Raw genomic sequence first — 14,472 nt, 5'->3', positions numbered from 1 at the left:
AACATGACAGAACCCCGCCGAATGGACGCTGTAATCGAAGAGATTTCTGACTACGTGCTCCATCAGGAGATTGACAGTTCAGAAGCTTTTACTACGGCAGGACATGTGCTTCTTGATACGATAGGCTGCGGAATTTTGGCGCTCAGCTATCCCGAATGTACAAAGCTGCTCGGCCCGATTGTCCCGGGAACCTCCGTCCCCAACGGCAGCAGAGTCCCGGGCACGCCTTTTGTTTTAGACCCGGTCACGGCTGCTTTTAATATCGGCTGTATCAACAGGTGGCTCGATTATAATGATACGTGGCTTGCTGCGGAATGGGGTCATCCGTCTGATAATCTCGGAGGCATATTGGCTTGTGCGGATTATATATCCAGAGTGCGGATTTCAGAAGGGAGAGAACCGCTTACCGTGCGTGATGTGCTTTGCGCAATGATCAAAGCGCACGAAATTCAAGGGATTCTCGCTTTGGAAAACAGCTTAAACAGAGTGGGGCTTGATCATGTGCTGTTTGTGAAAGTGGCGACTGCGGCTGTTTGCGCACAAATGCTGGGCGGCTCAAGAGAGGAAATCAATAACGCCGTATCTCACGCTTGGATTGATAATTCAAGCCTCAGAACGTATCGTCATGCGCCGAACACCGGATCACGCAAATCATGGGCGGCCGGCGACGCGACGAGCAGAGGCGTATATTTGGCCCTTATGGCGCAAAAAGGTGAAATGGGGTACCCGACGGCTCTGACCGCATCTGGGTGGGGATTTCAAGACGTATTGTTTAACCGGCAGGAAATGAAGCTTGCCCGCCCGCTTGGGTCCTATGTGATGGAGAATGTTTTGTTTAAAGTATCCTACCCGGCTGAATTCCACGCCCAGACAGCGGCGGAATGCGCGGTCCGGCTTCATCCGGAGGTGAAAGACCGCATCGAAGACATTGATAGGATCACGATTATGACCCATGAGTCGGCAATCCGGATTATCGATAAAAAAGGGCCGCTTCACAATCCGGCTGACCGGGATCACTGCCTCCAGTATATTACGGCAATCGGGCTGCTTTTCGGAGATATCACGGCGGATCATTATGAAGAGGAAACGGCGTCTGACCCGCGAATTGATACATTGCGGAGCAAAATGGAGGTGACGGAACACAAAGCGTACTCAATAGATTACTTAGACCCGAATAAGCGATCCATCTCAAATGCCGTACAGGTGCATTTTACAGACGGCACGGCTACGGGACGGATTGAATGTGAATATCCGCTCGGGCACCGATTCCGCAGAAAAGAAGCCGTTCCGAAGATTCTTGCCAAGTTTTCAGCAAACATCAGCACTCATTTTTCATTGAAGCAACAGCGGAAAATCGAAGAGGTCTGTAAAGATAGCGGCCGAATGCAGAAGCTCAGCGTTAGTGAATTTATGGACTTATTTCTCGTATAAAATAGGAGGGTGACAAACATGACGTGGATCGTCAGCAAGCAGTCGTCTCAAGAGGAGCTTGCAGAGCGGTTCCGTACGCTGATGGCAGCGCCGGATCTATTGCAGATTCCCGGCGCTCACGATGCCATGGCCGCTCTTATCGCCAAGAAAACGGGTTTTTCGGCTCTTTATTTATCAGGCGCGGCTTACACGGCGAGCAGAGGGCTGCCCGATTTAGGGATCATCACGTCGGCGGAAATGGCTGAACGGGTTAAAGATCTGGTCCGCTCGTCTGATCTGCCCGTCCTTGTCGATATTGACACGGGTTTCGGAGGCGTGCTGAATGCCGCCCGGACGGCGAAAGAAATGTATGAAGCGCGCGCGGCCGCCGTCCAGATGGAGGATCAGCGCCTGCCGAAAAAATGCGGACATCTGAATGGGAAGCAGCTCGTGCCGATTGAAGAAATGGCACAAAAAATCCAAGCGGTCAAGCGGGCCGCGCCGACTCTTCTTGTTGTTGCGAGAACAGACGCCAGGCAGCAGGAAGGATTGGAGGGGGCATTAAAAAGGGCGTCCGCTTATATAAAAGCGGGTGCTGACGCTGTTTTTCCGGAAGCGCTCCAATCCGAAAGTGAATTCAGAGCGTTTTCCAAACAAATCAGTGTGCCGATTCTCGCAAACATGACTGAATTCGGAAAAACGCCGTATTACAGTGCTGATGAATTTTCCGATATGGGCTGTCAGATGGTCATTTACCCGGTCACGTCACTCAGAACGGCAGCCAAGGCTTTTGAGCGTATTTTCCGCCTTCTGAAAGAAGAAGGCTCGCAAAAAGAGGGGCTTTCGGATATGCAGACGAGAAAAGAATTATATGAAACGATCGCTTACGATGACTATGAAGAACTGGATCAATCCATTGCCAAAACAATACTGCCGGACGACTGAAAAAGCCCTTTTTTTGCAAGGGCTTTTTTTACAGCTTTTTTTTCCTGAACCGCGGGCTGACTTGATTGCGTTTCCGATCTCTGTACAGAATAAATCCGGCCAGAACATAAAGGCCGAACAAAAAAAACGCCAATCCGGCCGCCCCCTGAAGAAAAAGGGACGGAAACGGGGAAAACGCATGCCCGAATAATGCATCTCTCATCAGCTTAATGCCGAGCGCCGCGACAGCGCCGGGGAGGACCAGAATCAAAAGCGCAACAAGCCGGCTCATATTCAGAAAACCCCTTTACGATATGTTTTCCTTTATTGTCCAATCGAAAAAATATTTTGTCAAGAGATCAAAACGTGGTAACATAGGGGTTGTGCAAATTATTGCAACGGGAAATACAGGTGTGCAAATTTTTTCATATAAAGGGGTATCGGGATGCAGAAGGTGCTGATTATAGGTGCTGGTAAAGGAGGCACGGCGCTCCTACAGATTTTGATGAAAACAAAGCTGATCCGGATTATTGCGGTGGTTGATCAAGATCCGGAGGCGCAAGGGCTGCAAGAAGCCCGGAGATATGGAATTGCAACCTCATCAGATTGGAAACCCTACATAACTGAAGATATAGATATTATCATCCATACAACAGGCGATAAAGCGGTCATGGATGAGCTGCTCCATGAGAAAAAAGAACAAACCATCGTCATGCCGGGAAAATTGGCGTACATGGTGTTTCAGCTGATGGAGGAAAAACAGCAGCTTATCCAAATGCTGAAGTCGCAGACGTATAAGCATGACCGGATTTTTAATTCAACGCACGACGGCATGATTTTTATAGACGTCAACGAAACGATCATTTTATTTAATCAGATGGCAGAAAAAATGGTCGGCCAAAAACGGGAGGATGTCATCGGCCGCCAAATTAAAGATGTAGTGCCGAACACAAAGCTGCCGCGGATTCTGGAAACGAGAGAGCCGGAATATAACCAGAAGCAGCTTCTCGGAAAGCACCTGCAGATTGTCACGACAAGACTGCCGATCATTGATGAAGGCGGAAAACTTCTCGGCGCGTTATGCGTGTTTAAAGACATCACCGACGCAGTTGAACTGGCGGAAGAGGTCACGAACTTAAAACAAATCCGCACCATGCTTGAAGCGATTATACAATCGTCAGACGAGGCCATTTCTGTCGTTGATGAAAACGGCATCGGAATGTTAATCAACAAAGCGTATACAAAAATGACCGGGCTGTCAGAAAGCGAAGTCATCGGAAAACCCGCTTCCACCGATATCTCAGAAGGGGAGAGCATGCACCTGAAAGTATTGGGGACAAGGCGGCCCGTGCGGGGTGTGAGAATGAAGGTCGGCCCCAATAAAAAGGATGTTATCGTAAATGTTGCCCCCGTTATTGTGGACGGTATTTTAAAAGGCAGCGTCGGCGTCATCCACGACGTGTCAGAAATTAAAACGCTGACTGCTGAGCTGAATCGGGCGCGCCAGATCATCCGCACGCTTGAAGCGAAATACACGTTTGACGACATTATCGGCACGAGTGAACAAATGCTGGTCGCCCTTGAACAGGCGAAGCTCGGGGCGAAAACGCCGGCGACGATTCTGCTGCGGGGAGAATCCGGCACAGGAAAAGAACTTTTCGCCCACGCCATCCATAATGAAAGCGACCGAAAATACAATAAGTTCATCCGGGTCAATTGTGCCGCCCTGTCTGAATCCCTGCTAGAATCCGAGCTTTTCGGCTATGAGGAAGGCGCGTTTACGGGCGCGAGGCGCGGGGGCAAAAAAGGACTTTTTGAGGAAGCGAATAACGGCAGCATTTTCTTAGATGAAATCGGAGAGCTGACCCAAAGCACCCAGGCAAAGCTGCTCAGAGTTCTGCAGGAAAAAGAAATTATCAGAGTCGGCGGCGCTAAAGCGATTTCTGTCAATGTCAGAATTATCGCAGCGACAAACGTCAACATCGAAAAGGCCATGGCGGAAGGCGCGTTCCGTGAAGACCTGTATTACCGGATTAACCGCTATCCGATCTCAATCCCGCCGCTTCGGCAGCGCAAAGAAGATATTGAAGCGCTGAGCATTCGGCTCATTGAAAAAATCAATCAGGATTACGGCCGAAATGTAAAGGGGCTCACGCCGAACGCGCTGCGAGCTTTATCAGCCTACAGCTGGCCGGGAAACGTCCGGGAGCTTGAAAATGTTCTCGGACGGGCAATGATATTTTTAGAGCCGCACATGGAACGGATCGAACAGCAGCATCTGCCTGTTTTTGAATCAGAGCTGAATGAAAAAAACGGCACCCAAAGTGATTTTCCGGATGTGGAAGGGGAAAAGCTGTCTCAGGCTGTTGAAAAATTTGAAGCGCACGTCATTCAAAAAACGCTTGAAAAGCATAAATTCAACCGAACCAAAACGGCAAAAACGCTTGGTGTCAGCATTCGGAATCTGTACTACAAAATGGATAAGTACGGCCTTGCAAATGACGGCATGCAATAAATTGCAGAGAAAGCGCAAACAGCTGCATGTTTTCTTGAAGAAATCCGGAATAAACCCTCCCGCACATTTGGCACGGAACTTGCATTGTTAAAAGCGGATTCGCACAAGGAAGGTGGTACAAAATGAAGCTGAGAGACCTAGTTGAAAAAGCCGCGGCAAAAAACGCAAAAACCATTGCAGTGGCCCACGCAGCAGATAAAGAAGTGATCCAGGCCGTCAAAATGGCGGCAGAACACTTGTCGGCACGATTTTTACTGACGGGTGACAGCGGAAAGCTGAAAGAGCTTCTGGCAAATGAGCCGAAGTTCAATGCTGAAATCATCCACGCCGATTCACCCGAAGAATCTGCGGCAAAAGCAGTGCGCGCAGTGCGTGAACAAGAGGCGGACGTTTTAATGAAAGGGAATCTCCCGAGCTCAACTCTTCTGAAATCGGTTTTAAACCGCCATGAAGGGCTTCGTTCAAAAAGGGTGTTATCACATGTAGCCGTTTTTGAGGTGCCGGACTATGACCGGCTGATGTATGTGACTGATTCAGCGCTGAACATTGCCCCGTCTCTTGAAGAGCTCGGGCATATTCTGCAAAATGCGGTTCATGTCGCACATTCAGTAGGGAATCCTATGCCGAAAGCCGCAGTCCTTGCCGCTATTGAAACGATTAATCCGAAAATGGAGGCGACGCTGAACGCGGCTGCGATCGTCCAGATGTGCAATAGAGGACAGATTACCGGCTGCATTGCGGACGGACCGCTTGCTTTGGATAATGCCGTATCTCAAGCGGCTGCGCTGCAAAAAGGGATTTCCGGAAGCGTAGCGGGCCAGGCGGATATTCTCTTGGTTCCTTCAATCGAGGCCGGAAATATGCTTTATAAGTCAATGATTTATTTTGCGAAAGCAAGTGTTGCTGCCGTCATCGCCGGTGCAAAAGCGCCGATCGCATTAACGAGCAGAGCGGATACCGCAGAAAATAAACTGTATTCAATTGCGCTTGCGATTTGCGCATCACAAGAACAGTAGGAGGAACGAACCTATGGAAATTTTTAAATATATGGAGACTTATGATTACGAACAATTGGTATTCTGCCAAGATGAACAATCCGGATTAAAAGCGATCATCGCGATTCATGATACGACGCTCGGCCCCGCACTCGGCGGAACAAGAATGTGGACATATGACAGTGAAGAAGCGGCGATTGAAGATGCACTAAGACTCGCAAAAGGCATGACTTATAAAAATGCGGCTGCCGGTTTAAACTTAGGCGGCGGGAAAACCGTTATTATCGGAGACCCGCGCAAAGATAAAAATGAAGAAATGTTCCGCGCGTTCGGCCGGTACATCCAAGGCTTAAACGGAAGGTATATTACGGCGGAAGACGTCGGCACCACCGTTGAAGATATGGACATCATTCATGATGAAACAGACTATGTAACCGGAATTTCTCCGGCATTCGGTTCATCAGGAAATCCGTCCCCGGTTACGGCGTACGGCGTCTACAAAGGGATGAAAGCCGCAGCGAAAGCGGCGTTTGGCACTGATTCCCTGGAAGGTAAAACAATTGCCGTGCAAGGCGTGGGAAATGTGGCTTACAATCTATGCCGCCACCTTCACGAAGAAGGCGCTTCTTTAATCGTAACGGATATCAATAAAGAATCTGTTAAACGTGCCGTTGAGGACTTCGGCGCCCGCGCAGTTGATCCCGGCGACATTTACTCACAGGCGTGCGATATTTATGCCCCATGTGCTCTCGGCGCCGTCATTAACGATGACACGATTAAACAGCTGAAGGCGAAAGTCATTGCGGGAGCGGCCAATAACCAGCTGAAAGAAACACGTCACGGCGATACCATTCATGAAATGGGAATCGTGTACGCTCCGGATTATGTCATCAATGCAGGCGGCGTCATCAATGTGGCCGATGAGCTTTACGGCTACAATGCTGAGCGGGCTTTGAAAAAAGTTGAAGGCATCTATGCAAACATTGAGCGGGTGCTCGATATTTCCGCGCGTGACGGCATTCCGACATACTTAGCGGCCGACCGTCTGGCTGAGGAACGAATTGAGCGCATGCGCCGTTCAAGAAGCCAGTTTCTGCAAAACGGCCAAAGTATATTAAGCAGACGATAGGAATTTGATCTGGAGGTATGAAAATGTTCGAAAAGGAAAAACGCATTCTCATTCTGAATCCAGGCTCAACATCAACGAAAATCGGTGTCTTTCACAATGAACGCTGTATCTTTGAAAAGACGCTGCGGCATCCCGAAGAAGAGCTGAAAACATTTAACAGCATCATCGACCAATACGAATTTCGAAAAATAAGCATTCTTGAGTCTTTGCACGAACAGGGCATCAACATTTCAAAGTTCGATGCCGTTTGTGCCAGGGGCGGCCTGCTCAGACCGATTGAGGGCGGCACATATGAAGTGAATGACGCCATGATCACTGATTTGAAAAACGGCTACAACGGCCAGCATGCTTCTAATCTGGGCGGAATTATTGCCAGGGAAATAGCTGACGGATTAAATATCCCCGCGTATATCGTCGATCCGGTCGTGGTGGATGAGATGACTCCGCTCGCTAAAGTATCAGGAATGCCTGAGATCAAGCGGAAAAGCATTTTCCATGCTTTGAACCAAAAAGCTGTTGCCCGTCAGGCGGCGGCGTCCCTCGGCAAACGGTATGAACAGATGAAGATGATCGTCACTCATATGGGCGGCGGCACCACAGTCGGTGTCCATGATTGCGGACGGGTGACGGATGTCAACAACGGGCTTCACGGAGAAGGACCCTTCAGCCCGGAGCGCGCGGGAACTGTTCCGGCGGGTGATTTGGTAGAAATGTGTTTTTCCGGCAAGTATTCAAAAGCCGATATGATGAAAAAACTTGTCGGCACGGGCGGACTCTCCGGCTACCTGGGGACAACGGACGCGGTGAAGGTGGAAAAACGCATTCAGGCCGGAGATGAGCATGCGCGTCTCATTTATGACGCCATGGCTTATCAAGTAGCAAAAGAAATCGGGGCGGCAAGCGCCGTTTTAAAAGGAAAAGTAGACATTATCGTCCTGACGGGCGGATTGGCGTACGGGAAAAGTTTCGTATCCGCCATCAGATCGTACATAGATTGGATTTCGGATGTACTGGTGTACCCGGGAGAAAATGAACTGCAATCTCTCGCGCAAGGCGCGCTTCGGGTTTTAGCCGGTGAGGAGCAGTCAAAGCAATATCAGATCGGCGAAGGAGTGAAAACAAATGGCGACTGAGTATGATGTGGTCATTCTGGGCGGCGGCACGGGCGGTTATGTAGCCGCCATCAGAGCGGCCCAGCTCGGCTTAAAAACGGCCGTTGTAGAAAAAGAAAAGCTCGGCGGAACATGCCTGCATAAAGGATGTATCCCGAGTAAAGCGCTGTTAAGAAGCGCGGAAGTGTACCGAACCGCAAAGGAAGCGGCAGCATTCGGCATTGAAACGGAAGGTGTCTCCCTCCGCTTTGACAGCGTGCAAAAACGAAAGCAGGGAATCGTTGACCGGCTGGCCGGTGGTGTCGCCCACTTGATGAAAAAGGGGAAGATTGATGTATTCAACGGGTACGGACGTATGCTCGGCCCTTCCATCTTCTCACCTCTGCCCGGTACGGTTTCCGTCGAATACGCAAATGGTGAAGAAAACGACATGCTGATACCGAAACAATTGATTATCGCAACCGGTTCAAGGCCGAAAATGCTGCCGGGTTTAGAAGCAGACGGTACATATATTCTGACATCAGATGAAGCGTTAGAGCTTGAACGTCTGCCCCAATCCATGATGATCGTCGGCGGCGGTGTCATCGGAATTGAATGGGCCTCCATGCTGAACGATTTCGGCGTCAATATCACTGTGATTGAATATGCGGACCGCATTTTGCCGACGGAAGACCGTGATATTTCAAGCGAGATGGAAAAACTGTTAACGAAAAAAGGAATTAAGATCGTGACGGGTGCGAAAGTGCTTCCGGATACATTGGAAAAAGCGGACGGCGTTTCAATTGCCGCTGAAAAGAATGGAAAAAAAGAAACGTATCACGCGGAACAAATGCTTGTTTCCATCGGCCGCCAGCCGAACATTGAAGGGATCGGGCTTGAAAACACGGATATTGAAGCGGAAAACGGTTCTATCATCGTGAACGAAGCCGGGCAGACGAAGGAATCGCACATTTATGCGATCGGTGATGTTGTCGGCGGGCTGCAGCTTGCGCATGTGGCCTCCCGTGAGGGCATCATTGCCGTTGAGCATATGGCGGGTCTTAATCCGGCTCCGCTTGATGCCGCTCTTGTGCCGAAATGTATTTATTCAAATCCGGAAGCGGCGAGCGTCGGTCTGACAGAAGAGGAAGCTCTTCGAAAAGGGCATGAACTGAAGATCGGGAAGTTTCCGTTCATGGCGATCGGAAAGGCTCTTGTATACGGAGAAAGCGACGGCTTTGTCAAAATCGTCGCCGATCGGAATACAGATGATATTCTCGGTGTTCATATGATCGGCCCGCACGTCACCGATATGATCTCTGAAGCGGGGCTTGCCAAGGTGCTCGACGCGACGCCTTGGGAAATCGGCCAGTCCATACATCCGCATCCGTCGCTTTCAGAGGCGATTGGAGAAGCTGCGTTAGCCGCAGACGGAAACGCGATTCATTTTTAAAAGGAAAGAAGGAGGGGTTTGAATGACTACAAACCGCCATCAAGCATTAGGGCTCTCTGACGAAGAAGCCGTTGAAATGTATAGAACCATGCTGTTAGCCAGAAAAATCGACGAAAGAATGTGGCTCTTAAACCGCTCGGGCAAAATTCCGTTCGTTGTTTCATGTCAAGGACAGGAAGCGGCGCAAGTAGGCGCGGCCTATGCCTTAAACCGTGATACCGACTATGTGCTTCCGTACTACAGAGATATAGGGGTTGTGCTTGCATTCGGTATGACTGCAAAGGATTTGATGATGTCGGGTTTTGCGAAAGCAGCTGACCCGAACTCAGGCGGAAGGCAGATGCCGGGCCACTTCGGGCAAAAGGAAAACAGAATCGTAACGGGCTCATCCCCTGTTACGACGCAGGTTCCTCACGCAGTCGGAATCGCGCTTGCGGGACGCATGGATAAAAAGGATATCGTCTCTTTCGTTACCTTTGGAGAAGGATCTTCCAACCAGGGGGATTTTCACGAAGGGGCAAACTTTGCCGCCGTGTATAAACTGCCGGTCATTTTCATGTGTGAAAACAATAAGTATGCCATTTCTGTCCCGTATGACAGACAGGTGGCGTGCGAGAAAATATCCGACCGGGCGGCAGGCTACGGCATGCCGGGAGTCACTGTTGACGGAAACGACCTGCTGGAAGTTTACCGGGCCGTAAAAGAAGCGCGCGAACGGGCGTCTAAAGGCGAAGGCCCTACATTAATAGAAACGGTTTCCTACCGTTTGACGCCGCATTCCAGTGATGACGACGACAGCAGCTACAGAGAACGCGAAGAAGTAGAAGAAGCAAAGAAACAAGATCCGCTTCTTTTATACAAAGCATACTTGCAAGAAGCCGGGCTTCTAGGTGAAGAAGAAGAAAAGACCATGCTGGATGACATCATGGCTATCGTAAACGAAGCGACAGACGAAGCGGAGAAAGCGCCATACGCATCTCCTGAATCAACGCTTGATCACGTTTATGCGAAGTAGGGAGGAATACTTATGTCTGTAATGTCTTATATTGACAGTATTAATGCAGCAATGAAAGAAGAAATGGAAAGAGATCCGCGCGTGTTTGTTCTCGGGGAAGACGTCGGGAGAAAAGGCGGCGTGTTTAAAGCCACGGCGGGTCTCTATGAACAGTTCGGAGAAGAGCGGGTGATGGATACGCCGCTTGCTGAATCAGCGATTGCCGGTGTCGGCATCGGCGCCGCGATGTACGGCATGCGCCCGATTGCCGAGATGCAGTTTGCCGATTTCATTCTGCCTGCGGTCAACCAAATCATTTCAGAAGCGGCAAAAATACGCTACCGTTCAAACAATGATTGGAGCTGTCCGATGGTCATCAGAGCGCCTTACGGCGGCGGCGTGCACGGCGCGTTGTATCATTCCCAATCTGTGGAGGCTATTTTTGCCAACCAGCCGGGCCTTAAAATTGTCATGCCTTCAACTCCTTATGACGCAAAAGGGTTGTTGAAAGCTGCAGTCCGTGACGAAGATCCGGTGCTGTTTTTCGAACATAAGAGGGCGTACCGTCTGATTAAAGGCGAAGTCCCTGCGGATGATTACGTCCTTCCGATCGGAAAGGCGGATGTAAAACGCGAAGGCAGCGACATTACTGTTATTACGTACGGATTATGCGTCCATTTTGCTCTGCAGGCTGCCGAGCGCCTTGAAAAAGACGGAATTTCCGCACACGTATTAGATTTGCGTACGGTTTATCCGTTAGATAAAGAAGCCATCATTGAAGCCGCGTCTAAAACGGGAAAAGTATTGCTGATCACAGAAGATACGAAAGAAGGCGGTATTATGAGCGAGGTCGCCGCCATTATTTCTGAAAACTGCTTATTTGATTTAGACGCGCCGATCAAGCGGCTTGCAGGTCCTGACGTTCCGGCAATGCCTTATGCGCCGACAATGGAAAAATACTTCATGATGAATCCTGACAAAGCAGAAGCCGCGATGAGAGAATTAGCGGAGTTTTAAAGACGTAAGGAGGTTTTTGACATGGCGATTGAACAAATGGCTATGCCTCAGCTCGGAGAGAGCGTGACGGAAGGGACGATCAGCAAGTGGCTGGTATCCCCCGGTGATCAAGTGAATAAATATGACCCCATCGCGGAGGTCATGACGGATAAAGTGAATGCGGAGGTGCCGTCTTCTTTTACCGGTACGATTACAGAACTTGTAGGAGAAGAAGGCCAGACTCTTGCAGTCGGCGAGATCATCTGCAAAATTGAAACAGAAGAAACGGAAACCGAAGAGGCGCCGAAGCGGGAAGAAGAGCAGAATACCCCTTCAGACACCGGTGCAAACCGTCAAGGTAAAGATCAGTCAAATAAAGCGCGTTATTCGCCGGCTGTGCTCAGATTAGCGGGAGAACACGGCATTCAGCTTGAAGAAGTTGAAGGAACGGGTGCAGGCGGAAGAATTACGCGAAAAGACATTCAAAAGATCATTGATTCGGGAATGAAGCAGAAGTCGGAAGCACCGGCGCCGGCTGCCGTTCAAACAACGCAACAAGCGCCGAAACAACAGCAAAAACAAGCGCCGGCACCCGCTCTGTCAGCCGGTGATATTGAAATTCCGGTTACAGGCGTCAGAAAAGCCATCGCCGCCAATATGCATAAAAGCAAAACAGAAATTCCGCATGCCTGGACGATGATGGAAGTCGACGTCACGAACATGACGGCGTACAGAAACAGCATTAAAGACTCATTTAAACAGAAAGAAGGCTTCAATTTAACGTTTTTCGCTTTCTTTGTAAAAGCGGCGGCGCAGGCTCTCAAGGAGTTCCCGCAGATGAACAGCATGTGGGCGGGAGACAAAATCGTCCAAAAGAAAGACATCAACATCTCCATTGCCGTTGCCACGGAAGATTCGCTGTTTGTTCCGGTTATTAAGCATGCTGATGAAAAAACGATTAAAGGCATAGCCAGAGAAATAACGGACCTTGCGAAAAAAGTGAGAAACGGAAAACTTACTGCGGAAGATATGCAGGGCGGCACATTTACCGTCAATAACACGGGATCTTTCGGCTCAGTTCAATCTATGGGCATTATCAACCATCCGCAGGCGGCGATTCTTCAGGTAGAATCTATCGTCAAACGTCCGGTTGTCATGAATAACGGGATGATCGCCGTTCGTGATATGGTTAATCTTTGCCTGTCTTTAGATCACAGAGTGCTCGACGGGCTCGTGTGCGGCCGATTCCTCGGACGCGTCAAAGAGATCTTAGAAAACATTGATGAACATACTTCCGTCTATTAAAAAAAACTCCTTTTGCCCGGGCGGCAAAAGGAGCTTTTTTATTTTCATTGTGAATCCTCGGGAACAAGCATAGTGAGATGATGTTTTTTCACTTCGATCGTACAAGGTGTTGTTCCGTATACCTCGCCATCTGTATCCGCGTCCATCTCACGTGCGGTTTCGATTTCAATCCTGGAGGCCTGGATATAGGACAGCTCCCCTTTGAAATCATCAAACGAACCCTGCTCCATCGTCATCAGCTCCCGCAGCGCGGCAAGGCTTGTGTTGCGGCAGATTAACACATCGGCTAAGCCGTCCCGGAGGCTGGCATCAGGCAGGGGAACTCTGTTTGTCCCGATATAATGCCCGTTCATGACAAGCACCATTACGGCTTCGTCTTCTTTCACCTCGCCGTCAATCGTCAATTTGACAGGAAACGGGTTCGCGCTTGTCATCGTCCGCAAGGCGCTCGTGAAATAGCTGATTTTACCAAGCCATGCTTTTTCAGTTTCATTAATATGGCTTGATGCTTCGGTGATCAGTCCGATGCCCCAGAAGTTCAGAAAATAGCCGTCATCCGTTTTACAGACGTCAATCATCCGTTTATGTCCGGCCGCGAGCACTTCAGCGGCCTTTTGAAGGTTTTGCGGGATGCCGAGCGCCCGGGAGAAATCGTTGCACGTTCCTCCCGGCAAAATGCCGACAGCGGGTCTGTGATCAAGCTTGCTGATGCTGTTGATGCATTGATGCACAGTGCCGTCCCCGCCTAAAATATATAAATGGTCAACTGAACTGTCGAGATTTTCACAATACTGACGGGCATCATCCTGATGTTTGGTCGGTTTAATCAAAAGTTCATCAGCTGACTGGGCCAAAATGGGGACGACCGTGCCGAGCGTTTTATCAATCTGTTTTTGACCGGCGTTTCCATTATAAATTAAAACTGCTTTCCGTTGGCTCATATGACTGCTCCTTTATTTCAGACAATCTCCTTAACAAGTTTCCCGTTTTTAAAGGGTCATAAACTTACATCGGGAACATAAAAGGGACAAAAAACAATTGGATATGAGCGGTGTCATTTGCCGATAGGGAGGTTCCTTGCTATCATAAGAAGAGATGATCAAAAAGGAGAGGTCCCAGTTGAATATGGATTTTAATTTATTTATGAATGATGTCGTGCGTCAAGCCCGCCAGGAAATCACGGCCGCCGGGTATACAGAGCTGAAAACCGCTGAGGAAGTGGACGAAGCGCTTTCGAAAAAAGGAACGACACTCGTCATGGTCAACTCTGTGTGCGGATGCGCAGGCGGTATTGCACGGCCTGCCGCGTACCATTCCGTACATTACGATAAACGCCCGGATCAGCTTGTGACGGTATTTGCCGGACAGGATAAAGAAGCGACAGCCAAAGCGAGAGAATACTTTGAAGGCTATCCGCCGTCCTCTCCGTCATTTGCCATTTTAAAAGACGGGAAAATCATGAAAATGGTGGAACGCCATGAAATTGAAGGCCATGAGCCGATGGCCGTCGTCACAAAACTGCAGGAAGCATTTGAAGAATATTGTGAAGAAGTATAAGTGAAAGAAAAACCCCGGAGCCAAGCGGGACTGACCCCATAATATGAGACAAACAAAAAACACCTTCAAGTTTGAAAACGGATCGTTGTTATCCGAAATTAGA

13 protein-coding genes are annotated in these 14,472 nt (G+C 49.4%); 11 read left to right on the top strand and 2 right to left on the bottom strand.

What is annotated here, in order from left to right:
- Positions 1-3 precede the first annotated feature (3 nt).
- Together AC3WTF_RS14160 and prpB are read left to right on the top strand one after the other, a co-directional pair.
- Positions 4-1,431, top strand: a complete 1,428-nt coding sequence (locus AC3WTF_RS14160; protein WP_095352956.1) for a bifunctional 2-methylcitrate dehydratase/aconitate hydratase — start codon at positions 4-6, stop codon at positions 1,429-1,431.
- A gap of 18 nt (positions 1,432-1,449) precedes the next feature.
- Complete coding sequence (gene prpB / locus AC3WTF_RS14155) at positions 1,450-2,355, top strand: methylisocitrate lyase (protein ID WP_015417790.1); 906 nt, start codon at positions 1,450-1,452, stop codon at positions 2,353-2,355.
- 28 nt (positions 2,356-2,383) lie between these two features.
- Here prpB and AC3WTF_RS14150 read toward each other — a convergent pair whose 3' ends face one another.
- Complete coding sequence (locus AC3WTF_RS14150) at positions 2,384-2,626, bottom strand: DUF2627 domain-containing protein (RefSeq protein WP_007408378.1); 243 nt, start codon at positions 2,624-2,626, stop codon at positions 2,384-2,386.
- Between the two features lie 153 nt (positions 2,627-2,779).
- Between AC3WTF_RS14150 and AC3WTF_RS14145 the strand changes: the two genes are divergently transcribed.
- The 8 genes from AC3WTF_RS14145 (at position 2,780) to AC3WTF_RS14110 (ending at position 12,812) form a co-directional block, all read left to right on the top strand.
- Complete coding sequence (locus AC3WTF_RS14145) at positions 2,780-4,849, top strand: sigma-54 interaction domain-containing protein (RefSeq protein ID WP_129003263.1); 2,070 nt, start codon at positions 2,780-2,782, stop codon at positions 4,847-4,849.
- 122 nt (positions 4,850-4,971) lie between these two features.
- Entirely contained in the window at positions 4,972-5,865 is an 894-nt protein-coding gene (gene yqiS / locus AC3WTF_RS14140) for a phosphate butyryltransferase (protein WP_042635344.1), read from the top strand.
- Between the two features lie 13 nt (positions 5,866-5,878).
- Entirely contained in the window at positions 5,879-6,973 is a 1,095-nt protein-coding gene (bcd, locus tag AC3WTF_RS14135) for a branched-chain amino acid dehydrogenase (protein WP_003153209.1), read from the top strand.
- 17 nt (positions 6,974-6,990) lie between these two features.
- Positions 6,991-8,106 carry a butyrate kinase gene (buk, locus tag AC3WTF_RS14130; protein WP_094032254.1) on the top strand — a complete coding sequence of 372 codons (1,116 nt, stop codon included), beginning with the start codon at positions 6,991-6,993 and terminating at the stop codon, positions 8,104-8,106.
- On the top strand, positions 8,096-9,517 hold the full coding sequence (gene lpdA, locus AC3WTF_RS14125; RefSeq protein ID WP_014418337.1) for a dihydrolipoyl dehydrogenase: 1,422 nt from the start codon (positions 8,096-8,098) through the stop codon (positions 9,515-9,517). Before buk ends, lpdA begins: the two co-directional genes overlap by 11 nt.
- A gap of 22 nt (positions 9,518-9,539) precedes the next feature.
- Complete coding sequence (locus AC3WTF_RS14120; RefSeq protein ID WP_007408383.1) at positions 9,540-10,532, top strand: thiamine pyrophosphate-dependent dehydrogenase E1 component subunit alpha; 993 nt, start codon at positions 9,540-9,542, stop codon at positions 10,530-10,532.
- Positions 10,533-10,544: 12 nt separating this feature from the next.
- A complete protein-coding gene (gene bfmBAB, locus AC3WTF_RS14115) occupies positions 10,545-11,528 on the top strand; it encodes a 3-methyl-2-oxobutanoate dehydrogenase subunit beta (protein ID WP_003153216.1) in 984 nt (327 codons plus the stop codon).
- Positions 11,529-11,549: 21 nt separating this feature from the next.
- On the top strand, positions 11,550-12,812 hold the full coding sequence (locus tag AC3WTF_RS14110) for a dihydrolipoamide acetyltransferase family protein (protein WP_039063300.1): 1,263 nt from the start codon (positions 11,550-11,552) through the stop codon (positions 12,810-12,812).
- A gap of 44 nt (positions 12,813-12,856) precedes the next feature.
- Here AC3WTF_RS14110 and AC3WTF_RS14105 read toward each other — a convergent pair whose 3' ends face one another.
- Complete coding sequence (locus tag AC3WTF_RS14105; protein ID WP_106080157.1) at positions 12,857-13,753, bottom strand: YegS/Rv2252/BmrU family lipid kinase; 897 nt, start codon at positions 13,751-13,753, stop codon at positions 12,857-12,859.
- 178 nt (positions 13,754-13,931) lie between these two features.
- Here AC3WTF_RS14105 and brxB point away from each other — a divergent pair, with 178 nt between their 5' ends.
- Positions 13,932-14,369 carry a bacilliredoxin BrxB gene (gene brxB / locus AC3WTF_RS14100; protein ID WP_003153223.1) on the top strand — a complete coding sequence of 146 codons (438 nt, stop codon included), beginning with the start codon at positions 13,932-13,934 and terminating at the stop codon, positions 14,367-14,369.
- Positions 14,370-14,472: the final 103 nt, after the last annotated feature.

The organism is Bacillus sp. EB106-06-01-XG163 (assembly GCF_058791615.1).
This window is presented reverse-complemented; position numbering and strand designations above follow the sequence as displayed.

What these genes read in the sequence shown, in the direction of transcription:
- AC3WTF_RS14160 (WP_095352956.1), top strand. Translation starts at nt 4, where the DNA reads ATGACAGAACCCCGCCGAATGGACGCTGTAATCGAAGAGATTTCTGAC.
- prpB (WP_015417790.1), top strand. Translation starts at nt 1,450, where the DNA reads ATGACGTGGATCGTCAGCAAGCAGTCGTCTCAAGAGGAGCTTGCAGAG.
- AC3WTF_RS14150 (WP_007408378.1), bottom strand. Translation starts at nt 2,626, where the DNA reads ATGAGCCGGCTTGTTGCGCTTTTGATTCTGGTCCTCCCCGGCGCTGTC.
- AC3WTF_RS14145 (WP_129003263.1), top strand. Translation starts at nt 2,780, where the DNA reads ATGCAGAAGGTGCTGATTATAGGTGCTGGTAAAGGAGGCACGGCGCTC.
- yqiS (WP_042635344.1), top strand. Translation starts at nt 4,972, where the DNA reads ATGAAGCTGAGAGACCTAGTTGAAAAAGCCGCGGCAAAAAACGCAAAA.
- bcd (WP_003153209.1), top strand. Translation starts at nt 5,879, where the DNA reads ATGGAAATTTTTAAATATATGGAGACTTATGATTACGAACAATTGGTA.
- buk (WP_094032254.1), top strand. Translation starts at nt 6,991, where the DNA reads ATGAAAATGTTCGAAAAGGAAAAACGCATTCTCATTCTGAATCCAGGC.
- lpdA (WP_014418337.1), top strand. Translation starts at nt 8,096, where the DNA reads ATGGCGACTGAGTATGATGTGGTCATTCTGGGCGGCGGCACGGGCGGT.
- AC3WTF_RS14120 (WP_007408383.1), top strand. Translation starts at nt 9,540, where the DNA reads ATGACTACAAACCGCCATCAAGCATTAGGGCTCTCTGACGAAGAAGCC.
- bfmBAB (WP_003153216.1), top strand. Translation starts at nt 10,545, where the DNA reads ATGTCTGTAATGTCTTATATTGACAGTATTAATGCAGCAATGAAAGAA.
- AC3WTF_RS14110 (WP_039063300.1), top strand. Translation starts at nt 11,550, where the DNA reads ATGGCGATTGAACAAATGGCTATGCCTCAGCTCGGAGAGAGCGTGACG.
- AC3WTF_RS14105 (WP_106080157.1), bottom strand. Translation starts at nt 13,753, where the DNA reads ATGAGCCAACGGAAAGCAGTTTTAATTTATAATGGAAACGCCGGTCAA.